The following is a 24,082-nucleotide window of genomic DNA, read 5'->3' as shown; positions in this document are numbered from 1 at the left end:
TCAGGTGCTCCGCATCGCCGAGAACACAGGAGGCTTCTCACGCCTTATTGTCGCTAACAGATCCACTTATCGGGGCTTCGTCAGATCGACACGATAATGACCATCCGCGTTTTTAAGAATATTGCCGCCCTTGTCACGAATATACGCCCGAGCAGGTGGAGCGCACTCTTTTGTGTTGAGCGTCTGGATGCAACACGCCTTGCCCTTTGAGACTGATTTCCCTTATCCAGCGGCCACCTCGCCGTCGCTGAGGCGAATTTGATCGGACCGAGTTGTAGTTCGGCCGAACTTTGATCTCCGCCGGGGGTAGTCGCGCCGGCGGTTCATAGCGGCGATTGAGGACGACGACGGCGGCGGCGGCCAGGCTGGCGCGAAAGCCAGCAATACGCAGAACGTAAACGCCGGATCGTGTCCCATCGCTGCGGCAAAGAAGAAGACGTAGGCAGAAACAGCGAATATAGACATAAGGGCTGCTTCACTATGTCGTGGATTTCGAGGCGGCGATGGGCTTGTCCTGTATCGGCCTTCTTTGAATGCGGGCATGCTCAGGAGTCAAGATCTTCGGTGAGGAACTGATTGAGCGAGATGATCGCGAAAGAGCAGCCGGAGGATATCTCACGACCGATCGCGCCGGGTCTGTTCGTTCGGGCAGTCTTTGAGCGGACTTGCATGGTGTTGGCTCTCGAGGTCGGCGGCGCAGCGGACTTTGGTCTGACACAGGCCACACACGCGTTGCAGATCGCAGTCTCGATTGCGGCAGCAAGCGCATTCTCGGAAACACCGCCAAGTGCGAGGCGCTTGCTCAAGAGTTCAGGAGAGCCCGGTCTTTGCGCCATGGTTCGAAAGGCGGATACGGACAGACTAAGGTCACGTGCGATCGCATCGATGTCCTGCGAGCTCAACTAAGCCGGTTCGGATGTCTGGGACAGGCCCGCGCGTAACCGGCTGAGGAGATGTCTAAACCGTCAAGGATATGTGTGCAGATTGGACAACCAAGCCTAACCCTTCGAAACAGCCATAGCTGCCGGAGGCAGACTTGTTTTTGACATTGGATCAAACAAGACCGACTTGTGGGAGCAGGTCCTTCGATCCGGATGGCCCTGCCGGTACGATGCTTGGCGGAGCGCTGCAGACCCCATTGAACGGCAGGCGGCAAACCGTCCAGCGAGGTCCGCTTAGGTGTGGTGAGACAACAGGGTGCCCGCCGAATTGACGAAAGCATCACCAGTTGTTCTCTCGAATCGACGGTCGACACGACCCTGTCCGGGATCACGCTTAGATTACAGATTGACCCCACAACTCAATTCGCAGACTTCTCGCCAAACTCAAGCTAACCAGCCTATGCCGGCGGCAATGCAGGCGGGGTTCGAAGCTCGATCACATCGGCGAAGACTGTCCAATCGCGGACACTCTTTTGCTTGCAGAAATCGGTCTCCGCCTGCTGTGCAGCAGCACTTAGCGAGGCGGCATCGATCTTAAACGCTGCCTGACAGGCACGATGTTCGTGACCGGTATCGTCACAAACGGTCTTAATGAACCGAACGTTAAATGAAGGCATGGCCCCCTCTTCTTGTGGGTTTGCTTATCCACCATCCTGCCATTGGCGCCTCAAGAGTATTTGATCTGCCTCAAGCAGCACCCCCAAGAGGTTTGGTTGTCCGCTGCTCCGTCGAGATAAAGTCGAGACTTTGGCAGCGCGGCCCGCGCGCTCCTGTTGTCCCGCAAGCCGCGCTATCTCTATCTGTCTAGCTTTGCAGATCGCACTCTGTTTGAGCCGAGGGACAGCGTCTTCTGGTCTGCTCAAGCCCTCGACCAACAAATTGGGGTGACGATGAATTGGGGAATGTCTCGAAGAGAGGATCGAGAGCAGCATGCGCCGTCACGCCCGAGATGCCGGCTATTGATCTCTATCGATCGCGATCTCGGGGGAGCGTTACAATTTTGCACCTTGAACTCCCATACTCAACCGCTGGCAATATGGAGGCTCGAGACGCCGCGAACCTTACACGCGATATTTGGTGGTCTCACGAGGCATTGCCGCAAACACCAGGTCATTGCGCCAATGACCGGGCAGAGGCATTTCTGAGGCGTGCCGGCGGCCAGGACTATCGACGGCGAGACTACGCGCACGTGATCGCGGGCCAATGAGGCGAACCGCCCCGACCTTCTGACGGTCCGCCCTGCCGCCCCGACAGCAAAGCCGATGATCAGGCTTGTCGCAGCCAACGTTTGATAAGGCCAAGATTCCGGACTTCAGCGCCAAAGATTATCTGGGATCAGCGCCGGCAAGGCTGCCGACAATGCGAAGCGAGCGATCAATTGACTATCTGCTTGCTGGCTATCGCAGCATTGAGGACAGATGCTGTCGTGGCCCATCGCGAGGGATGCGCCTCAAATCAACTCGGCTACACGCTGGCGTGTTGCAGACCAACGCGGGACCCTGGCGGATCGCCCGAGTTGAGACATGTCGCCTGCCAACGCAGGCCTGTCGGGCTCGCAGCAGCCGCTCGAGCTTGGCCGTTTTGGACGCGCATCAGCTCTTTTTGACCTGTATCAATTCTGCGGCGACTGCCTACTGATAGAAGTGAGCTTCCAGTCCAAGGTCACACACATGGCAGACAGAAAGACTTGGCGCCCCATCATCTTTTCATGTCCAGATACCGGCGACCGAGTTCAAGGACTGCTGCCGGACGCACCCGAACCGCGTGCCGATGACCTGCACAGAATAACCTGCGCTGCGTGCGATGGCGTCCACTTCATCGACCTGCGGACGGGCGCGATGATCAGCGCCGAGCGCAACTAGGCCCATCCGAATGGTGTCAAGAAAATTCCCGCGCCTTCCCGTTCTCGATTGGGGATGCCGCTTCGCTCGTAAGGGCGCGGCTGACGTCATCACAACCCAACGCCCCGCGCTGACGTCGTGGGACAAGGAGATTTTCACCAACGGAGGATGTTTCGGCATGACAGACTACGGCGACATTTGTCGCGGCGCCGGCCAGATCGTCGCAGCGCAGTCCAGTTTAACTTCTGCAGAACAGCGATGAATACCAACCGCCGCGGGCTTGAGCTGATTCAGATCGATTCGACCGAAGCCCGGGAGTTGTTTCGCAGCGCCAATCCTAATATTTCGGTTAGCGAGCGGATCATGTCCCGGCACGATAGGTTCAACGGCGCCACGGCCGATAAAATCCCGGCCGCGGCCGACCCCATCGAGAGCACGCGCCGCCTAGGTTATACCGAGTTGAGCCTGTTCGCGCGGCACACCAAGCGATCTCGTCCGTAGTGTTCAGAAGGTTGCCTGAATTTGTCAGCCCGCAGCGATGAACTCCGTCCAGGATCTAGTGGCGACCTGACCTGGGAGCGGCTCGAAACTGCGCCGCCCTTTGATCGGGATCTGGAGATTGCCGTGATCGAGGGTAACACTATTCACCGGGTGGTCTTTCCTTGCCGCCGGATCTTCGACGGCTGGATTAAGGCAAAGACCGGAGAACGCGTCGCCGTGCAGCCGACGCACTGGCGCATCTGGCCCGGATAGCGGCGACCATCCTGCGCAATAGATTGGCGTGAGTTGAGGCCGGGACTGCCTCGGGGTGGCCTCTCGTGGTAAACAATTTAGAGTTGATCAATGAGAGGGCCTGCCAGAAACATGTCGGACCACATCAGGTACGACTATGGGCCTGGCGCGGCAGACGCCGCGTTGGCTCTCGTGCTGCGACGGGCGTTAGTCCGCATCTTCAGGACCGCACGGGCACGATCATCTACCTTCCGGTCGTTTTTCCCGCTTTCGCCGCGGCCGCGGACTGGGGGAGCTTCGCTACCCTGCTCTGCATCAGCGACGGCCGGTTCCAGCCCATTGTCACGTCTAACACGCATGGCATGGGTGTGGGGCTATCGATCTGCTGGACGATCATCGAGCCACGAGGAATCCGGGCGGCGACAGGATCTTTCAGTTCACCGCGCGATTGCGGAGCTTAGTGAAGACACATGACTGGGCGGCGCATTCTCGTGATCGACGATGACGCCGCTATGCGGGACTCGCTCGCGTTTCTGCTTGATGTTAATGGTTTCTACGTAGCAACCTATGAGACGGCGACCGCGTTTCTCAATGACGTCGCAAGCGGTCCGGTTGACTGCATTGTGTCAGACATCTGTCTGCCGGCTATGAGCGGTCTCGAACTCGTCAGAAAAGTGAAAGCCGATCGCGCCGACTGCCCCGTCCTCTTAATAACTGGTCATGGCGACGTATCGCTCGCAGTCGAAGCGATGAAAGCGGGTGCGGTCGACTTCATCGAGAAGCCGTTCGAGGAGGAGGTGCTATTGCGTGCGATCAATAGTGCTTTGGAAGCGCGGCCAACAAAGCCAGCCGACGCAGCGAAACTGCAGGCGGAAGCCCGCCTCGCGGATCTCTCGTCGCGCGAACGCGACGTCCTGCAGGGACTATTAGCCGGCAAGATTAACAAAGTGATAGCCCATGATCTCGGCATCAGTCCGCGGACAGTCGAGGTTTACCGTGCGAACCTGATGGCCAAGACTAATGTCCGCAGCATGTCCGAGTTGATGCGGATCGCCATTACCGCGGGACTCTAGCAGCAGCGCAAAATAGCGTGAATGGCTTATTCATGCATCAAGCTGACGAACGGCGGGTTTCGCGCGCACCGAGCCGATCATGTTTTCGGTGACGCCTGCCGATGCAACACACCCAGGCCGGCCGTTGCGCCAGGTCAATATGTCACGCGAGCCGAGACCTATGATCCGGGCTAGACCCCAACTCGGTCCACATGCGTACTTATCGCATGATCATCAAGCACGTCACCACGCCAGCGTACATCGATCAGGATGCCGTCAACATCGGCCCCGTCACCTCCGCGGCCGACCGATGCTGACGAGGATCAAAGTCAAGGCGCCGAACAAGACTTCCTGCGGCGAGCCGAAAGTGGCGATGGACGACAACGTTTCGGCTGGCTGGAGCTCTTCAGGGGTACGGCAGTGCGCGACCGACGAAGCCAGCATGCAGCTTCGTAATCCGATTTGAGCATGTTTGAGCAACCAAGTGACCGCGCCGCCCCATACACGCCCCGCTCATGGACTTACGTGTAAATACTTAGGGGCTTCTACCTAGGGAAAACATCCAAATTTCCAATTCGTCAGGAGCAGCCAATCTGCGTCGAATCGACGTTGGTAAGATAGGGTCCGCCATGCACGCCCAGGCCGCCAGTTCTAGCGAGACGAGACGCCATCCGACCAGCGTCTTGCGTGGGCGACCTCATCGTCGTGAACCATTTGGCATAATTCCGAGACCGAAGCGTCTCACTCCCAATAGCGAGATCTACCGCGAAGACGAGGCAGCCCAATACCTCTATCAGGTGGTTTCGTGCGCTGTGCGGTCGTGCTGCGTAACGACGGACTGCCCAGGAGCTTTGTGCAACACTTCAGCTAAGTTGATTTACGCCAGCTCAAATTGAAGCGCGCTACTTTTTGCGTCGAATGGCGCGGACAAATCGCAGCCCCGCGAAGGACACCGAATTCGGCTTGGGCAGTCTTGCAAATGGCAGAAATCGCTTCCAGCCTAGATTGTGCCTCCAGGAACACCGCAATGATCATCGATCTTCTGCTTCGAGAGCATCGCAACATTGATCTTCTTCTGGTCGCTCTTCAACGCGAATTGGAGATTTTTGAGAAGGGGATCCGCCCCGATTATGAGGTCATTCGCGCGATTATCAGCTATTTCGAGGTTTACCCCGAGGTGTACCATCATCCACAGGAAGACTTGATTTTTTTCAAGCTCAAGTCTCGCGATCCGGAGGCAGCTGCAATCGTCGGCGATCTCGCGCTTGAACACCAGGAAGTTGTCGACCGTTTGCACCACTTCGCGCGAGCTATTGACGCTATCCTCGCGGATCGTGACCTCTTTCGGCAAGACGTCGGCAATATCATACGCGACTTTATAGTACGCGAGCGGCACCACATGATGTGGGAAGAACGAGATTTCTTTCCCGCCGCTCTGAAGGCTCTCTCGGCTAAGGATTGGACCGAAATCGCTTCCGCCCTCACCAATGATGGAGATCCGCTGTTCAGCGAGACAGCGGCAGCGACTTCCGATGCGCTAAGAGCGCATATTCTGCAATTGGAGCAAGAAGCTGAGGCCGAACGGAGCTCGGTCGCGTTGTCGTCCGCCAAGGCCGGCAATCCGTGACACAGCGCCGAGACGGACGGGCCGTATTGATCGCGGCCGTTTGACAGCAGGAAGTGGACCTCATGCTCATTCTGTCGAAAGAAAATGGGGGTGCTCGCGGGCACGTAGGCTGCCGCCCCCCCAAAATGGCTTCTGCGCAACGTGATCGCTTCCTCGACCCCGGCGCAAACAGCATGGCGGAGCCTAGCTGAGCTCTGGTTCCGGCACCACAATGTAAACCTCGCAGGTCTGTCAGTTGCGCAGTGATATCGCGCGAAACGGACGCCTCTCGTGTCCGCCGACCGATGAGGACGGACGATTGCCGCCGCGCGGGTGCGGCGAAGCACTCCCACTCCTTGAGCCCCGCCCCATACGCTCTGAGACATCCGGCCGCAGCCGGTCCTACTCACTGCACGCGAATGCGAGGCACTGCCAGTCCCGGGTACGTTCAGCACCAACAGCAAGGCGCTGGACGTGGATCGCCACGACCAGTTCTGGCGCAATTGGATTTCAACAACCTATGGGGATCCGCATCGTAAATGATGCTCGTTCCTGACGCGTGACCGCTTCATCGCGATCCTACATACGTGTATGCGGCGTGCAGCATGCCCTCCCATTGGCCTTGGAGCGGCCATAGGCATCGGCGACACTCCGTAATCAGGTCCAGAAACCTCTGTTTGAGATCTATGAGCGGACCATGCGGAGGGTGTCACGAGCTTGATGATGCCGCGGTGCCGATAGGGTGCTCCTCAGCGCCCAAGCCGAAACCCGACTATCGGGTGGAACCGGTCGACCAAGGACTGCCTTAAGCAAGGTTCAAATTTAGCAACCGCTTATGCATTGGATAAGCTTGCGAGATCCATGGAGCCGGGCTTACGTCGCCCTGATCGAACATAAGGCTCCAGGCAGGAAAGCGCACCGAGTTTGCTGTCCTGCGGCGACCGCCCGGCATGCCCCCTCGCTGCTGTCGTAATCGTGCCGACGTGCTCATGAGCGACAAACCTTGGTGTAGATTCTAACTCTCAGGCTATACGGTCGCATACCACGGCATAATTGAGCTACGCTGAGCTTGTGCTTCAACTCGGCTCAGATTTTCGGCGAATGTCCTCCCGTGATCGAACCGGCGGCTGGCCTCCCTCCGCCGATGGAAGTCCGCGCGAATGCGTCAGCGTCGCTCCTCCCAGACTTTCGCCCGGCCCGCTAAGCGGGGCCGGGGATTTTTTTGGGTTCCTAAGGCTCCCGCGCAAATGACCACAAGCGGATCAGCTTTGTCGAAAAGAGACCGAAGCCCGGATCAACGGCCTCGCGGATCGAATGCAGCGCGCAGTTCGCGGGCGGCAGTGACCATGTTCGCTAGCGCTGGCCGAACCTCCTCCCATTTGCGCGTCTTCAGGCCGCAGTCTGGATTGATCCAGAGCTGCGAATCCTGCAGCCGCGTCCGAGCCAACACCATCAGCTCCTTCATTTCGCTCGTCTCGGGAACGCGTGGAGAGTGGATGTCGTACACGCCCGGCCCGATCTGATTTGGATATTCGTAGTTCCTGAACGCGTCGAGTAGTTCCATTTTCGAGCGCGATGTCTCGATCGAGATGACATCCGCGTCCATTGCAGCGATCGCACCAATGATGTCGTTGAACTCCGAGTAGCACATATGCGTATGAATTTGCGTTTGATCGGCGACGCCCGATGAACAGATGCGGAAGCAATCGACGGCCCAGTCGAGATAAGCCGCCCACTCCGATCGACGCAACGGCAATCCTTCGCGGACTGCAGCTTCGTCGATCTGGATCATGGTCGCACCAGCATTCTCGAGATCGCGGACTTCGTCTCGGATCGCGAGCGCAATCTGGCGGCAGACCTCGCTTCTGGGAATATCATCCCGAACAAAGGACCAGTTCAAGATCGTCACCGGTCCGGTCAACATCGCTTTCATCGGCTTCCTTGTTAGTGATTGCGCGTAGCGCCACCAGTCCACGGTGATAGGCTTCGGCCGTGCTACATCGCCAAACAGGATCGGTGGCCTGACGCAGCGCGAGCCGTAGGACTGCACCCATCCGCTCTTGGTAAATACGAAGCCGGCGAGTTGCTCGCCGAAGTACTGCACCATGTCATTGCGCTCAAACTCGCCGTGCACGAGGACGTCAAGACCGATGTCCTCCTGCCAACGTACGGCGCGCGCAGTCTCCTCCTTGAGGAACTTGTCGTATTGCTCGTCGCTTATCGCACCTCGCGCATGCGCCGCACGGGCATTCCGGATCTCTGTGGTCTGCGGAAATGATCCGATCGTCGTGGTAGGAAAAGCCGGTAGTCCGAATCGATTGCTTTGGATCTCGGCCCGACGGGCAAATGGGCTCGCGCGCCGACACATGGTCTGGTCGATCGCTCTCATCCGGACAGCGACATTGGCATCACGGATTTTCGGCGAAGTCCGGCGGACAGTCGCGGCACCTTCCGACTCGGCAAGAGCTAACGCAACATTCTGGTCGCCTGCGAGTGCACGCGCTAGGATCGCAAGCTCCCGCATCTTCTGGACCGAGAAAGCAAGCCAGCTCTTGACGTCGGAAGCGAGCCCGGTCTCGAGTTCAACATCGACCGGCACATGAAGCAGCGAGCAGGATGGGGCGATCTGTACACGATCCTTGCCGAGCTTCGCAATCGCGGGTTCGAGCCGCTGGCGCAGCGACGACAAATTCGACCGCCATACATTCCGACCGTCGACGACACCGAGCGACATGACGAGATCACTTCGGCCGCCAGCGATGATCTGGTGCAACAACTGTGGCGCTCGAACCAGATCGAGGTGCAGCCCGGCAACTGGCAGGCTCAAGGCGGTGTCCAGATTGTCGCCGAGGTCGCCGAAATAGCTGGCAACCATGATCTTGATCGCCGGCCCCTCCTTGGCGAGCCGGTCATAGGCATGTCGCAAAGATTTTCGCGTCCCCTCATCCAGATCAAGAACTAGGCTGGGCTCGTCGAACTGAACCCAATTTGCCCCACGTTTGGCCAATTCCTGCATAACCTCGATATAGGGCGGTATCAGTTCATCCAGCAGTGAGAGTGGCTGGAACGTGGGATCGGGACTCTTGCCGAGCTTTAGGAATGTGACCGGCCCGATCAGGACGGGGCGGGTCTGAAAGCCAAGGGCCTTGGCTTCCTCATACTCCTCGATCGGCTTGCGAGAGCATAGCCTGAAAGTCTGTCCCCTGTGAAACTCGGGGACCATATAGTGATAGTTGGTGTCGAACCACTTGGTCATCTCCTGTGCGGGTGCGCCAAATCCGCGCGGTCCGTGACCGCAACTCGCTTCCTGGTCGTCGCATTGTGAACCGCGGGCCATGGCGAAGTATGTCTTGAGCGAAACGGATTCGGCTTTCGAGGCGTAGATCTCCGGGATGGCGCCAACCATGACACTTGTGTCGAGCACCTGGTCATACAGCGAGAAATCGTTCGATGGAATGACCGTGACGCCGATAGATTTCTGACGGGCCCAATTCGCGGCACGCAGGCCAGCTGCGTCCTCGAGCAGCTGCTGTTCGCTGCTTTTTCCGGCCCAGTAGCTTTCTAGAGCGACTTTGAGCTCGCGCCTTGGACCGATGCGTGGCGTTCCGAGCGTGGCAACAGGGAGGGAGAGAAGAGACATAGCGTTAACCCATGTTGGGGGCAAAGGCCATGGCGGACGCAGGCAGGGGAAGTCGCGGTGCGACGGCTGCTTGGCGCACCACCGGGACACCCCGCCCGTGGACGAATATAGTGTCGGGGCAGGTCTCCTGGCTCGCAGGTCATCGCTGCTGTCCGGCCTTCCCGAAGCCGCGCAGGCTTCAGTGACGTCGTTGGACAGCGGCTCGCCGCTCACAGTTGCGGGGGCAGCGCCGGCATTTTCACCGGCTTCCCTCTTAGCTCCGGATCAAATGGAAACCGGAGAACCTCGACGACTTGGATTATCGGCAAGAGCAGTCTTCCGTCAACCTCTCAGATCATGTCTCAAGCTGATGCTGCGACATCTGCTACGCGAATGACCGCGCATCTCTAGCATTGAGATGATGTAGCAGTGCTCTCCAATCAGCGATACCGCAATGAGCATCGCAGTTGCCCGCGGGTTGCACGCCAGATCGGTGGAAAGGACAAATGCGGCTTGCGCGGTCGGGGCCGCTGCCTCGAGCAGAACGCATTTGTCGCCAGTCCCAGCTTCCCAGCGGTTTTTCGAGCACGCGCGCCATCCAGCCACCTTCTCGACCAACAGGATCAGTGTTGAATAGGCCAAGACACCTGGCTAAGCCAGCAACTTACAACTTACCCGGGCAGCACGTTTGATTTGCGGTGCCAGCCACACCCCAAATGCTCGGCGAAGATCGGCTTGCCGTCGTTCGCCATCGAGTACAAAGCGCGCCTGACTGAGGCTGTTCTCGACTTCCGGAGCGCCGGACGTCGCGAAAGGAGCGCCAAACGCGCCATGGCCCCTTGGCCGAAAGTGCCCGAAGGCATGGCAGCGATCAAAAGCCCACATTCCGGCAACGATAACCGAACCACACGGTTCAATGACGGCAAACGTGCTGCCACTTCTCATCAGGAACTTGGCACCGAGGCGTTCCGCTGTGCCGTCGAACATCCGGTGCGTGACGGGGATGCATAAGCCGTGCTGGAGAGGTTGAACGGAAACATCGAGACATGCGCCAGTCGGAAAGTCGACAAAGAGGACACAAAACCGGTGCGAATTGCCGTCTATTATCTGGCACGAAGAATGCACGTCCTCTGCCTGCCCAGTCCTCCTGCTGGGCATGTCCAGCACAGCAAATTGAGGCTGTCGGTGGCAGTGAAGTTAGCGGCGCGTGACATAGAGGGGAGCGCCTGCTCGCACGGGAAAACCAGTGGTCGCCCCGTCGCGTCGCCGCTAACTTCTTGCGCTCGCGCATAACAGGTTGAAGGTTGCCTGCTCTGGAATGACGTGTGGATGAGACCGGATAGGCCGACGGTTATGAAGAAAACGTCAGGAAGACGCGCGCTATGGCTTTGGCTCGGTCGATCCCTGATCTGCCTGGCCGGGCTGGCTGCGACGAGCAACACTGTTCGCGCTAACGACAGCCCCCTTGTCGAAAGAGTCAAGTCAACGTGGCGAGCGCAAGACGGTGAGACAATAGAACAAGTTATCTCCAACGTCTCGAAGGTGGCACAGTTCGTCCCTCGGATGTGGGGCGTCGCTGAACTTGACCAAAATGAATATGTTTTTGTTTCTTGGACCAGGCACCGGGATGATAAATCAGACGAAGAGTACGTTATCACCTGGAAGGTCGCGCTCGACGGGACGATTGAACTTGCGTCGACCTATGCGAAGCCAATGGAATTGGGCTGGCGCGCCTTCGCGCTCTCGTTGATCGCCAGTGAAGTCAAGGATGGCGAAAGGGACGCAAATCTTGGCTTTCTGCATGACCCGGCCAACTTCAACTTTGTGACGACCATGCAAGGTCGGCTCGGTGATCTTCTGCGGCAGGGCAGCTGCACTATCGTTGATCCTGTTGGAGTGGACTACTTGCCGAAGCAGAATGACAAGCCGACCGAGAAAGGTGATCTGTGGCGCGTTTTGCTTGTGGTGAACTGTAATATCCCAGGGCCCCGCTATTTTACATACAACGGGGTCATCACTTTCGAGAAGAGCGAAGGACAAGATTGGGAGCCGCAATCCTCCTTTGCCAAGCGTATCGCGGCTTTTCCTCCTGGCTCCTGGTTCGCTCGCATGGAGCCAAAGGAACGGGAGGATTAGAAGGGAGCTAAAGGCCTCGGTAAATGATCGCGCAGAGCAAGATCGCGCCGTAGCTCCTGCAGGGCCGAACGCCTCAGAGCAACGGCAAGACTATCAGCTCTAAACTCTCCGGTGTTTACACCTTGAACAGTCGCGAGCTTTCCCGCGGCCTTCAGCCGGCCATCGAGAAAATGGGGCAGCACGATTACCTCCGATTCTTTCTGCGAGGAGTCGAGCTCAGCGGCGCGTGCCGCCTTGCGAGAGGCGGCTTGACCTCGGCGCACCCCACGCAGTGGAAGGACACCATTTGCGAGAGAACCAGCTCTCCATGCCATTCTTCACGGGACTGGGCCTGCAGATGCCTCGGGCCCAAGCCCGATCCGGCGTGCGAACCGCGCATCGCGCGACTGACTGGCACCCGCAAGAGCGTGACCATTCCGAGGCCGAGGTGGCACGCGGGATCGACTGCTGCGACGAAACCGGTTAATAGGGTAATGGGGCAGTGTTAGCGGCCCCGGCTTGACCACCGGTCCTTCGAGTGCCCCCAACGAGGAGCCGGAGCCGTGCGCGAGGCATCGAAGACCGGACTGAGTCGCCCGCTAGATTTCCTCGCACGCATTCGTCTGCGCATCGTAGATCCGGATTTGAAGCATGGGAAAGCGCTTCTTTAGTTCTGCTCCACCTGCCCTGGCGCCGTCTTTGGTTGCGAATTCAGCTCTGAGTCGGCCATCCACTTCAAGCGCGTAAGAAGAGACGGGCAATTCCCGGGGGGCTGAAACCATTTCATTTCCATTGGGTAGTGAGGTGGCTCAGAATGATGTGTAGCTTGAGTCGGCCATACCACACCAGAGCTACCTGCTCGGATGCCGCGATGGGCCTACCCATGTTGTGGATTGACGCCTCGCACCGAATGGCATCAGGACGGCACTCGCGATCGTCCGAACACGCGGGCGGCTTACCCCTCGCCGGTGCGTATACGAAGTAGCCACGGCTCCACATGGTTGTCCTTAAATTTTCCCGGCGCAAACGCATGCCCTCATGCCGTGCTGGGTAACTCTCAACACGTGAGTACGGGGAAGCGCACAACGAAAGAGCGGCCGCCAGTCGCGCCGACCGGGTCATGAAAAATCCTGGCCTTCTCCGAACGGGGCCGCGGCACCACCCGACCATCCCGGCTGGCTCTCAAGAGAGCTCCTGGTTTTCCGCGGTTTGCGCAAACGATACCGATTCACTTGCGCTGCGAGCGTTGAGCTGGACTCCGTGGCGCCTTTCGTCCAAATCTCTGATAGGACGCGAGACCAGATTTCTTTCGAACGTCGGTCTTTCCGTGGCAAGAACTTAAAATGTCATCGCTCTCGCCGAAACCGTCGGCAGCCTTCTGTGTGCCGATGGGGGTTGGCACAAAGCATAGCCAGGTTGCTGTCCTCCACGCCTGACTTCCACTCGACTGTCACAATTCACAGGCGCTTTTCTTCTTCAATCGCGTGAGAAACAGCGTTCCGAGGCTCGGCTTTCTCCCGCATGCCGAGTTGGCGGCTGAGCGATGGGGATCTCCTCCTCAGGCCGAGAGAGGGTGCTGTGCGCGCCCACTGAGTGAGACCGGTGAGGCTCGAAGGATACCGCGATACGCACACCGGAAGAAATCGCTTGAACCTCACGCAGCGTCAGGTCGTAGCTTGGAAATGAGGGCCAAGCTTTCATAAAGCAAACGTCGAAAGATGCGGCCCGATAACGGACATAGTGCGTTTAAGCGTCGAACGCGGCGCCGGATCGCACGTGAACATGAATCAAGACGAAAGGCTATTGTCGGAATGAAACACCGCGTAATGATGGTCGCATTGTTGGCTGTCATCACATCTCCGGTCTGCGCGGCGAAGCTCAGCGGCCCTCCGCGCATCCTCGACGGCAATACGATCGAGCTCGAGAAAACCACGCTTCGGCTCTCAGGCATCGACGCTCCTGAGACTGACCAGATTTGCCTCGACGCCCACGGCCGGAAATGGGCTTGCGGCGTGGCTGCTCGCGACGAGCTTATCAAGCATTCGAACGGACGAACGTGGGATTGTCATACCACAGGAGTTGATGAATACGGCAGGTCGCGTGGCCGTTGCTTCATCGAAGGCGAGGACGTGAACGCCTGGATGGTACGCTCCGGCTGGGCACTATCGTCGCCTTCTGCCAATACGTACGTTATCTATGAGGTTGTGGCGAGCAAAGCCTATGCGGGGCTGTGGTCGGGGGCGTTCATCGCGCCCTGGGACTGGCGTCGCCGCAACAAGGGGACGATCATCATCGGCGCGAGCTCGGTTCCGATCGACGCTCAGGAGCTCCTGCTCGGATCCGCTTTGCTATCGGACCCGCCCTCGTCAGAGTGTCTGATAAAAGGCACCGTGGGCCACAACGGCGAGCGACTTTATCACTTGCCCGGGCAATTCGGTTACGAACAAATCGACATGACGAAGAAGCCCGGTGAACGCTGGCTCTGCAGCGAATCGGAAGCCGAAGCGACCGGGTGGCGCAAAGCCGCGCGATGAGGTGAGATGCATGCATGCAGGCCATTATCCGAATATGTCCTATCTGACCAAGATCGCGCCTTCGCGCCGCTCGCTGTTGCTGTTCGCTGTTTCGGCGGCTTGCCTGCGGCTTGACAACAACATTGTCGATGCGAAGGAAGCAAAAACGCCGCCCAAGCCGGATAACCTGCTCTCGCCGGATGCTGCCCTGAAGCGGCTGATGGAAGGTAACGATCGTTATGTCCATGGCGTATCACGAGGCGACGATTTCAAGCGCGAGCGCTCTGTTTTGGTGGATGGGCAAAATCCATATGCCGCGGTTCTGAGCTGCGCCGATTCTCGCGTGGCGCCTGAACTTGTCTTCGGCAGCGGACTCGGTGATCTGTTTGTCTGCCGCCTCGCCGGCAACTTCGCCAACGATGACACGGTCGCCAGTATGGAATATGCGGTCGCCGTGCTGAATACGCCGCTGATCCTGGTACTTGGCCACGATCATTGCGGTGCGATAGACGCCACGATCAAGTCGCTCCACGACGATAAGCCGCCGCCGGGGCACATTTCATCCCTCATCGCTGCGCTTGCGCCTGCAGTAACAGCATCTCGCCAGAAAACAGGTGACACGTTCGCAGAAGCAACCCGACAAAATGTAGTCGATAATGTCAACAAACTTAGATCGACGGGGCCGATTCTCAACGCGGCAGTTGAGCAGAACAGACTGAAGGTCGTCGGGGGGCTATATCGGCTCGACACCGGCAGGGTCGAATTGCTGAGCTGACGCTGGCACCTTCGCGCGGCCAGCTGGTCGTTTGCCGCCTGATACAGGGCTTCGTCGAGTTCCGCGCAATTCGCTCGTGCATCGGCTGCATCAACTGCACCGAGTACAATCAGCTCCACAATTGTTATAGCTTCGGGAAGCTTTATGGTATGCGCGGCCTCTTAATCCTCCTTGTGTTCTACGCGCTCATGTTGGCAACGCGAGGCCAGCACCAAGAAACACTCATATCGCGGCCAACAGTATTCAAGCCTGCACCTTAATGCGCGAGGCGGGCCGAGGGGGGTCAAGCGGCAGATCGCGGTGCGAGGCATGCAGGGTCTGAGCTCTCGGCCCCCGGAACAAGCGACAATTCCGGCAGACTCTCACTCCCGATCCGGCAAGCCATCTATGGTCCTGCTTATGATCACCAGGCTCAGCCAGGGCCGAAGATCAAATAGAGCAGGATTACGACCGCCATGACTAACCAGCCGACTGACGTAAAGAAATAGCTACTCGCGTAGGCATCGGACGTCTCTCTGCATCAGCCATTTGGGAGACCACAAGTGTCGGAAAGCAGCCTTGTTGCATCTGTCTTGGGCCTAGCTTGGATCAGCATAAACAGAAACTTGTCGCGCGCACGACGATGGCGACCATCGGCTTGAGCGGAGAACAATCTTTTATGCCCGCGCCGGAGTTCGTGAAGCCTGACGGTCAACTATCGACAGACGCGTTGACGTGCCATCTAAAAGGCACTCGTGGCTCTGCGCAGGCGGGTCTTGTCATTGGAAGTTCCGAAGTGGCGCATCGGAAAGGAGCATCTTCGCGGCCGGCGTGCACCTTTGAAGTGCGTTTTTCCAATGCGGACATCAGCTTGATGATCGCGACTCACGCGGTCATCGCACATCGTCCATAGTCTCTTCAACCAACGCATCGTCGACCGGATTGATCAGGCGTTGCTGCCGCTCAGGCTCCGCGACCACGGTAAATTGCGCTGTTGGTAGTCTCAGGAGATCGCAGCGGGCCTGAAACTCCAGCAGGCAAGCCGAGCCCGACTGGTCCGCGGCCGAGGTCCACTTCAGTCGTTCTGCTCCCGCCTTGTTCGGTTGATGACTTCTTGTGCCTGGTATCAGACACGGGAGGCGCGAGCATCCTCCTGGCGCGGCACGGGTCACGTGATCTCGCTCGATTCAGCCACGACCGGCAGACATGATTGGTGGCACGTCGATTGCTGGGGATATGGAAACGAGCCGCAGGCTTGGGGTACCGGTCGCCAAATCAGGTATTCACAACGTGGTTCGCGCCGGCCGAGCCCCAATTGTGACAACCTGTCCGTTGGATAAGACATGACAAAACGAGCGCTGCCATCAGCCGTCCGAAACATAGTGCAGCAGAGGCGGATCGATCTCGCCGCCTCATATCGGTTGCCTTGCCGGTTCAGCCTCAATGGCAACATCGAGGCCACATCTCGATCAGCCTTCCTGGCCCTCAACACCTTTTCTTTGAGCCAATCCGCTCGGGGTGCGGTTTGGACTGGCAACCGCCTGCAATCGCATCACAGCCGATTATCAACTGCGACAGTTTCGACGATCCCTCCGGCTGGGTATCAATCCGGCCGGCTTCGCCATGCGCGGGCAGTCCATATCAATGACACGCGCCGTCGACCGGCTCAACACCCGAGGAAAGTTTATGAACGCTCCACCAGAGAAGATCACTGCAGAAGCCGACGCTATGGCTGCGACCTGGGATAATCTGTCGCCGCTACTGGTCGATATCCGCGCGCGTCGAGACGAGTTCGCCCGAGCGCAGAAGATTCCCGACGAGATCATCGAGGGCTTCAAGCGCGTTGGCGTCTATCGGGCTATGGCGGCCAGGCGATTCGGCGGTGAGGAGCGAACGCCGGCCGATTTTTGTCGCCTGATCGAGCGCATTTCTGAAGCCGACGGCTCCGCCGGTTGGGTCGCCAGCTTCGGCGATGGGGCTCGCTACCTCGCTGCTCTTCCGGACGACACGCTTCGCAAGGTATACGCGAATGGACCTGATGTGGTGTTGGCAGGTGCGGTTTTCCCACTCCAGCCCGCCAGGCGAAGCACCGACGGATTTGTCGTGAACGGCGTATGGCCATTCGCCAGCGGCTCACCGGGCGCGGACCTGATAGGCGTTGGCATCACTGTGGAAGACGATTCGACCGGTGACCTTGTGCGTGTAGCCGTAATGCCGGCCGAGAAGGTGACAATCCGCCCCAATTGGGACGTCATCGGCCTGCAAGGCACCGGCAGCCACGACGTCGTTGTCAACGATGTCATTGTGCCGGAGGAATGGACCTTGATCCGCGGCGGTCCGCCGACACTCGACGGGCCGGTCTATCGTTATCCGTCCGTGGCTTTCGCTGCGCAGGTGCATGCAATTGTCGGCATCGGTATTGCGCGCTCGGCGCTAGACGAGGTGGTCGCCATGGCCGGAAGCCGCGCCTCGATCACTGGAGCGCCCGTGATGGCGGAGCGCGGCTATGTCCAACTGGAGATGGCCAGAGCCGAAGCCATGCTGCGTTCCGCCCGTTCCTTCTTCTATGAGGCCACCGAGGAGCTGTGGAAGGAAGCGCTCAAGGGTGCGGTAAACCGGAGCACGGCGACGCTGATGCGACTCGCCGCAACGAACGCCGCGCGGCAGAGCGCTGAGGTCTGTAGGATTGCGAGCGGTCTCGCTGGAAGTACGTCGCTCTATACCACCAGCAATCTGGCGCGAGCCATGTGCGACAGCTTCGTGGTTGCCCAACACGCAGCTCTAAACGAGGGAACGCTCCAGAGCGCCGGCCGACTCCTGCTCGGAAGTGCAGCACAGCCGGGCTTTCCATGAAGTGGTTCACCCACGTCCCCACACGCTCTGCAGCTACGAATTGCAGAGCCTGCGATATGATGCGGCCTGCGGTTGCAAGGACTTGGCGGCCTGCCGGCCTTGTTTAAAGGACAAGAAAGAGAGAGACCCTTGCGGTCAGGCGCTTCTCAAAAACACCACCGCATCTCCATAGAGCATCCCCTCCCCGCCGCACTTGCCCCATTTCCTCATACGACCGCGGCTATCGGCCCGGAGATCAACCGGCCCGCACATTCCGGACACGCGCCAGCACGCTCCAGAACATCTGCATCGTCAGGCTAAAAGGCCTTGAATCGCACGCGACGTCACGGTGTACCATGAGAAATAGATGACGAGGATGCCCCGAAAATCGGAGCGGACGGCGGCTTCCTGCCATCGGTGAGACGATGATGCCAATGCGGTCGTTGTGTGTGCAGCAGAGGGCCCTCGCGTGCGGGATCGCGCGAACGGGCAACGAGTGCTCGCATGCGAAAAATAACGTACTTCGTCCCAGCCCAGGGGAAGCTGGGTTGCTGCGCTCTGCGGCCGACACATTGACGCCATTCAGCTGCGGATCGTCTCTGTTCGGCAACGCTCACTTTATCACCATGGCTCGACGATCCTCAGGATAACGGACAATACACCCTTCAAGGTTTGTGCGAGCCAGCGTTGAGCCGCATTCGGTCAATATCGTCTGATAGAAAGGAAAAGGCGCGAGATTTCTCCGGTCATTAATCCTTTCGTAATTAGAATTTGCGGTGAACGTTTTGCCGCAAATAACCGTCGACAGTTCTCCCTCTGTCGACGACTGACTTCGGCCCGGCTATCGAAATGAGGCCGGGCTTTTTTTTGCCACCGATCGACGACAGTTTGGACTGTTCTGGCCCGTGGTATCTGATGATTGCGAAGCTTGGGGAGACAGAGACAAACGTCAGAATGATCGAGCGGATAGTTCATCACATCCTGAAGCCGATTGATCCGATCCTAGTGCCCGAGCTGCTCTGGCTGCTCGCCTCCATGGGCCATGGCGACCACCCTCGCGGCCCGGGCACCCACGACTCTGCTCGGAGCGCCTGATCCAGCTCCCGGGCATGAGTATGGAGAAGACTGTCCACGCCATCCTAACCTTCTACCCGCTTGAGATTTCGCCGATCCGCGCGCGTGATGATGCCGGTCGACGATCTCGACCGTGTGCCCGGACGCACGCACGGTGCAGACCGAGATCGAGCGCTGGGTCGGTCGCCCCATCAGTCGCAGCAAACTCTCATGTCCGGATCTTCTCGCGCTAAGGCTTAGGGCTGGCGCGGTGCAGGTGGGTGACAGCACCGGATATGCGTGCTTTCTGATCAGGAAGGGCGTGATCAGCTGAGAGAACAATTCTGCGCAAGATTGCGCAGGACTCTGCACCCAAATTTGAATAGCCTCCGCGCAACAGACCGACTATTGTCGATCCATGTCGCGCGCCTTGTGTGTCTAACTGCTACTATCATCCTGTCGCTGCTGTCGGTCGTCGCGAACGCTGCGCCAATCCAAAAGCGGCCCAAGCCGGTCTGGCAAGGTTACGGCTTCCTGCCCGGCTATCGCCAGCCGCTCAGCAACAGCATTCCGCTCTACGGGCATAAGGACGCGATGCGCCGGCTCTCGCGCGCCGACCGGCGCCACTGGTATATTGACCCGGTTCATCAGTACCACGGTTGGGATGGCGAATGGCACTATTTCGGCCGCCCCGGCTTCCGCCGGCGGCCGCTACAATGGCGGCGGTTTCGGACCGTGCTGGACGCGGACGCCGATCGGGCCGATCTGGAATTGCGGGTGATCGGGCGGCGCGGCTAGGAGAATCTTCGGCCATTGCGCCAGCATTACGTCAAGGCGTTTCCTGACATCCTCGCCGATCTTCGTCATCGCGCCGCAGCCGCACGGGCCGAGCGTGCTCGCAGATTCGATGATCAACTCCGCTTGCGACACATGAGCAGCAAGTAACCGCGATTACGATGGCGGTCTTGATCCGATCCGGCACGAGATCGGCCGCTGATGATCGCGGCCCCCTTCTCCTGCGCCGCACGCTTTGCTGGACAATCGGCTGCTGCAGTTATGCTGGACGCCTCACGGCGACCTTCATATGGCATAAACACATGCTTCAGCTCGCTTTCCGATTGAGACAAGGAACTACGAGAACCAGTTGCTTCGAAGCAGTGCACCAGCTTACCAGAGGTTCAGACCATCAGCTGCCGTTCAGATGATTCCACGCTTCGAGCCCCAGCTGGCAGTGTTGATTCAAACATATGAAACGGCTCGGCCTGCTGGCTGCAAAGTCCTCGGTCGTGCCGGCTCGCCAAATAAATGATTGTCAGAGACCCACCACCCGCCCGACGCCGACGTGATGCGTGTGGTCTGCAATGGCAGCCGGAAACCGGAGTGCCCGCTCGGCTACTGACATCCCCTCGCCTTCATGACGCCAATTGTGCAGCTTTGGGTGGCATGGAGCGCGCTGGTCAGGTCTCCCAGCAATGAATGAGGCGCTCGATACGAGCAGCCACTAGAAGCGCGTATTTTTGAGCAATACATCACCTTCCACTGTGCGCGGATAATGGGCCGCCACTTCGAATGATGGTAGCAAGTCCAGAATGGCTTGCAGGGACAACTGCCCTTCGTAGAGCTCACGGTCGCTATATTCCGTGTAGATGAAGCGCGTGTTGCTCAAGGTCCGCATGCCGCCGGCAATAACATCGGCTTCGGCTCCCTGGACATCCATCCAGATGAAATCGACCGTGTTCAGCTCCGCCTCGCCGCACCAGTCATCCAGCCGCCGCGTTTCAACCGAGACAGGGCGATCGAATCGGACCCAATCATACTCAGTGAGATGATTCTTTGGGCGGCGTATTGAGCCGGAGAGGTCCCATTCCTTCGCATCACCATCTGCATTGCTTGGATGGAAGTCGATCATCCCGTTTCGATCACTGATCGCGATTTCAAGCAGCTTCACCTTATTGAGGGACGAGCCCAGCTTTTTCTTGAAGCGCGCGATCGCTCTGGGGTCCGGCTCAAAGCAGTAGAGCTGAGCTTGCGGGCAGAGGTTGAGAAACTGTTGCGTATCGGTCCCGTCATTGCAGCCGATATCCAGGATGACTGGATTCGGCTTCTGAAGAAGTGAGACGATGTACTGGTGGACTTCTACAGAGGACACAGGTGCTTTTCCCATTGGGCGCGGAGATCGCGTGAATTTCGAGCTTCGAAGCTGCAATCACACGCCAGATGCGCCGGCACAACGTATATCAACGTATATTATTCATATGCCCCTCAGTCCCCTTGATCCATGACGGCTATTTGGATGCCATCGACATAAAAAGGGAAACCTCTCGGACCGACAGGTGCAGCGACTGCCATGGCGGGCCTCTGCTGGGTTCGTACCAGCGTGCAATGACCTTATCGAGCTCGGTCCAGATCAATTCTTGAAGGTCCCGCGCTCAAGATAGTTGGCATAATCGTTATTATGCGCGAGGATCTCATATTGTTCGAACCCGCCCTTCGATGAATCTTGTGCGCCGCACGTTTCCCCGGCTCCTAGATGCTGCTGTAAGACGAACCAATTATGTGCAGCCAGGCCGCCGCCGTCGAAATACGCCGGCGCTTCGATCGGTGTAAGGGCCGCCAAGTTGAGGAACCCTGGGATCAACCGGGTGTTCCGACGAAACGCAATGTCATTTTCGCAACAGCTTGGCGGACTGTGTACCTGAGGGCGTTTGCTTCCGGACAAAGACACGCGCAGACCAGGCAACGATTCAGCAGAACTGCAGGCATGATCGTTCAGCTCATTTTTGGCCTGACTCTTGCTGAAATTGGGCTCGTCACAATGTGACTATCTCCAACTTGTTCAGACGCTCAGGAGACTTGTATGAATTTCCGTCCGCTTCACGACCGCGTCGTGGTCAAGCGCATCGACGCCGATGAGAAGACGGCTGGCGGCATTATCATTCCCGACACAGCCAAGGAAAAGCCTTCGCAGGGCGAAGTCATTGCAATCGGCCCGGGCGGCCGCGATGAGACCGGCAAGCTGATTCCGATCGACATCGAGGTCGGCGACCGCGTGCTGTTCGGCAAGTGGTCCGGCACCGAGGTCAAAATCGACGGCCAGGACCTGCTGATCATGAAGGAGAGCGACGTGATGGGCGTTCTCACCGATGTGTTTTCCACGAAGAAAGCCGCCTAACCCAGCGCTCGCACAGCCCACCCCCTGACGAGCGCCCGGCGGGGCGCGCTGAAGGAAGAGAAAATAAGAACTGAGGAATTCTTTATGTCAGCCAAAGAAGTCAAATTCGGAGTAGACGCGCGGGACCGCATGCTGCGCGGCGTCGACATCCTCGCCAATGCCGTGCAGGTCACGCTCGGTCCGAAGGGCCGCAACGTCGTGCTCGACAAGTCGTTCGGCGCGCCTCGCATCACCAAGGACGGCGTTGCCGTCGCCAAGGACATCGAACTCGACGACAAGTTCGAGAACATGGGCGCCCAAATGGTGCGCGAGGTGGCTTCGAAGGCGGCGGATGCTGCCGGCGACGGCACCACCACCGCGACCGTCCTGGCCGCCGCGATTGTCCGCGAGGGCGCCAAGTCGGTTGCCGCCGGCATGAACCCGATGGACCTCAAGCGCGGTATCGATCTCGCGGTCGAGGCCGTCGTTGCGGACCTGCAGAAGAACTCCAAGAAGGTCACCTCGAACGAGGAGATCGCCCAGGTCGGCACCATTTCGGCCAACGGCGACCAGGAGATCGGCAAGTTCCTCGCCGACGCCATGAAGAAGATCGGCAACGAAGGCGTGATCACGGTCGAAGAGGCCAAGTCGCTGGAGACCGAGCTCGACGTCGTCGAGGGCATGCAGTTCGACCGCGGCTACATCTCGCCCTACTTCGTCACCAACGCCGACAAGATGCGGGTCGAAATGGAGGACCCTTACATCCTGATATACGAGAAGAAGCTCTCCTCGCTGAACGAGCTGCTGCCGCTGCTCGAGGCCGTGGTGCAGAGTGGCAAGCCGCTGGTCATCGTCGCCGAGGACGTCGAAGGCGAGGCCTTGGCCACGCTTGTGGTGAACCGTCTCCGTGGTGGTCTGAAGGTCGCGGCCGTCAAGGCTCCGGGCTTCGGCGATCGCCGCAAGGCCATGCTGCAGGACATCGCGATCCTGACCGGCGGCCAGGCGATCTCGGAAGATCTCGGCATCAAGCTCGAGAACGTCACGCTCAACATGCTCGGTCGCGCCAAGAAGGTGACGATCGACAAGGAGAACACCACGATCGTCAACGGCGCCGGCAAGAAGGCCGACATCGAGGCGCGCGTGGCCCAGATCAAGGCGCAGATCGAGGAGACCACCTCGGAATACGACCGTGAGAAGCTCCAGGAGCGTCTCGCCAAGCTGGCTGGCGGCGTCGCGGTGATCCGCGTCGGCGGCGCGACCGAGGTCGAGGTAAAGGAGCGCAAGGATCGCGTTGATGACGCGATGCACGCGACCCGCGCGGCAGTCGAGGAAGGCATCCTGCCGGGCGGCGGCGTCGCCCTGCTCCGGGCTTCCGAGCAGCTCAAGGGTCTGCGCACCAAGAACGACGACCAGAAGACCGGCGTCGAGATCGTCCGCAAGGCGCTGTCCTGGCCGGCCCGCCAGATCGCGATCAACGCCGGTGAAGACGGTTCGATCGTGGTCGGCAAAGTCCTCGACAACGAGCAGTACTCTTATGGCTTCGATGCGCAGACAGGCGAGTATAGCAACCTTGTCTCCAAAGGCATCATTGACCCGACCAAGGTCGTGCGCATCGCAGTCCAGAACGCCTCCTCGGTGGCGGCGCTGCTGATTACGACGGAAGCGATGGTTGCCGAGCTGCCGAAGAAGGCCGGGGCTGGTCCAGCAATGCCTTCAGGCGCCGGCATGGGCGGTATGGACTTCTGATCCACTCTCTCAAAGTATCGATGACATGAAAAACCCTGGCACGAATGCCAGGGTTTTGCTCGGGCGAGCTTGCAACGTAGCCCTTGCAAGCCGCGCCAAAGGCCCAACCCATCCGCCTATCCGTATG

General features: G+C 58.9%; 16 protein-coding genes, 1 pseudogene and 1 riboswitch. Of the genes and pseudogenes, 13 read left to right on the top strand and 4 right to left on the bottom strand.

The genetic code is table 11. The features are described from left to right. Positions 1-576 precede the first annotated feature (576 nt). Complete coding sequence (locus I6F28_RS27115) at positions 577-906, top strand: hypothetical protein (RefSeq protein WP_225130906.1); 330 nt, start codon at positions 577-579, stop codon at positions 904-906. 433 nt (positions 907-1,339) lie between these two features. On the opposite strand, the gene I6F28_RS27110 is transcribed toward I6F28_RS27115, so the two are convergent. Then, entirely contained in the window at positions 1,340-1,558 is a 219-nt protein-coding gene (locus I6F28_RS27110; RefSeq protein WP_225130907.1) for a hypothetical protein, read from the bottom strand. Positions 1,559-2,464: 906 nt separating this feature from the next. Here I6F28_RS27110 and I6F28_RS27105 point away from each other — a divergent pair. The 4 genes from I6F28_RS27105 to I6F28_RS27090 all read left to right on the top strand — a co-directional run bounded on the left by I6F28_RS27105 (position 2,465) and on the right by I6F28_RS27090 (position 6,193). Continuing rightward, positions 2,465-2,803 (top strand): hypothetical protein, encoded by a 339-nt coding sequence (locus tag I6F28_RS27105; RefSeq protein ID WP_225130909.1) that lies wholly within the window; start codon positions 2,465-2,467, stop codon positions 2,801-2,803. 237 nt (positions 2,804-3,040) lie between these two features. Beyond that, positions 3,041-3,283: a hypothetical protein gene (locus I6F28_RS27100; protein WP_225130911.1), complete on the top strand. Its 243-nt coding sequence runs from the start codon at positions 3,041-3,043 to the stop codon at positions 3,281-3,283. 701 nt (positions 3,284-3,984) lie between these two features. Further along, positions 3,985-4,587: a response regulator FixJ gene (fixJ, locus tag I6F28_RS27095; RefSeq protein ID WP_225130913.1), complete on the top strand. Its 603-nt coding sequence runs from the start codon at positions 3,985-3,987 to the stop codon at positions 4,585-4,587. Between the two features lie 1,006 nt (positions 4,588-5,593). Then, positions 5,594-6,193, top strand: a complete 600-nt coding sequence (locus tag I6F28_RS27090) for a hemerythrin domain-containing protein (protein ID WP_225130916.1) — start codon at positions 5,594-5,596, stop codon at positions 6,191-6,193. A gap of 1,273 nt (positions 6,194-7,466) precedes the next feature. Here I6F28_RS27090 and metE read toward each other — a convergent pair. Continuing rightward, positions 7,467-9,812: a 5-methyltetrahydropteroyltriglutamate--homocysteine S-methyltransferase gene (gene metE, locus I6F28_RS27085; RefSeq protein ID WP_225142063.1), complete on the bottom strand. Its 2,346-nt coding sequence runs from the start codon at positions 9,810-9,812 to the stop codon at positions 7,467-7,469. Positions 9,813-9,912: 100 nt separating this feature from the next. After that, a riboswitch (cobalamin riboswitch) is annotated at positions 9,913-10,115 on the bottom strand. Positions 10,116-10,526: 411 nt separating this feature from the next. On the opposite strand from metE, the gene I6F28_RS27080 reads away from it, so the two are divergent. The 6 genes and pseudogenes from I6F28_RS27080 (at position 10,527) to I6F28_RS27055 (ending at position 19,839) form a co-directional block, all read left to right on the top strand. Beyond that, positions 10,527-10,802 (top strand): hypothetical protein, encoded by a 276-nt coding sequence (locus tag I6F28_RS27080; RefSeq protein WP_225130920.1) that lies wholly within the window; start codon positions 10,527-10,529, stop codon positions 10,800-10,802. A 342-nt stretch (positions 10,803-11,144) separates the two neighbouring features. Next, positions 11,145-11,927: a nodulate formation efficiency C protein gene (locus tag I6F28_RS27075; RefSeq protein WP_225130922.1), complete on the top strand. Its 783-nt coding sequence runs from the start codon at positions 11,145-11,147 to the stop codon at positions 11,925-11,927. A gap of 1,805 nt (positions 11,928-13,732) precedes the next feature. Next, positions 13,733-14,440: a thermonuclease family protein gene (locus I6F28_RS27070; protein ID WP_225142062.1), complete on the top strand. Its 708-nt coding sequence runs from the start codon at positions 13,733-13,735 to the stop codon at positions 14,438-14,440. 10 nt (positions 14,441-14,450) lie between these two features. Beyond that, the gene (locus tag I6F28_RS27065) at positions 14,451-15,194 is read left to right on the top strand and encodes a carbonic anhydrase (RefSeq protein WP_225142061.1); all 744 of its coding nucleotides are present in this window, start codon (positions 14,451-14,453) and stop codon (positions 15,192-15,194) included. A gap of 1,623 nt (positions 15,195-16,817) precedes the next feature. Next, positions 16,818-18,026, top strand: a complete 1,209-nt coding sequence (locus tag I6F28_RS27060) for an acyl-CoA dehydrogenase family protein (RefSeq protein WP_225130945.1) — start codon at positions 16,818-16,820, stop codon at positions 18,024-18,026. 1,446 nt (positions 18,027-19,472) lie between these two features. Further along, positions 19,473-19,839: pseudogene (locus I6F28_RS27055) on the top strand (hypothetical protein). 720 nt (positions 19,840-20,559) lie between these two features. On the opposite strand, the gene I6F28_RS27050 reads toward I6F28_RS27055, so the two are convergent. After that, the gene (locus tag I6F28_RS27050; protein WP_345944121.1) at positions 20,560-21,207 is read right to left on the bottom strand and encodes an FkbM family methyltransferase; all 648 of its coding nucleotides are present in this window, start codon (positions 21,205-21,207) and stop codon (positions 20,560-20,562) included. Between the two features lie 258 nt (positions 21,208-21,465). After that, positions 21,466-21,675 carry a hypothetical protein gene (locus I6F28_RS27045; RefSeq protein ID WP_225130948.1) on the bottom strand — a complete coding sequence of 70 codons (210 nt, stop codon included), beginning with the start codon at positions 21,673-21,675 and terminating at the stop codon, positions 21,466-21,468. Between the two features lie 240 nt (positions 21,676-21,915). On the opposite strand from I6F28_RS27045, the gene I6F28_RS27040 reads away from it, so the two are divergent. Beyond that, positions 21,916-22,230 carry a co-chaperone GroES gene (locus I6F28_RS27040; protein WP_128932171.1) on the top strand — a complete coding sequence of 105 codons (315 nt, stop codon included), beginning with the start codon at positions 21,916-21,918 and terminating at the stop codon, positions 22,228-22,230. Between the two features lie 84 nt (positions 22,231-22,314). Further along, positions 22,315-23,955, top strand: coding sequence for a chaperonin GroEL (gene groL / locus I6F28_RS27035; protein WP_225142060.1), 1,641 nt, complete (start codon positions 22,315-22,317; stop codon positions 23,953-23,955). The last annotated feature ends 127 nt before the right edge of the window (positions 23,956-24,082 follow it).

This window comes from Bradyrhizobium sp. NBAIM14, from assembly GCF_020193895.1.
Taxonomy (GTDB): Bacteria; Pseudomonadota; Alphaproteobacteria; order Rhizobiales; family Xanthobacteraceae; genus Bradyrhizobium; species Bradyrhizobium yuanmingense.
Note: the sequence above shows the minus strand (reverse complement) of the source record. Positions and strands in the feature narration are given on the sequence as shown.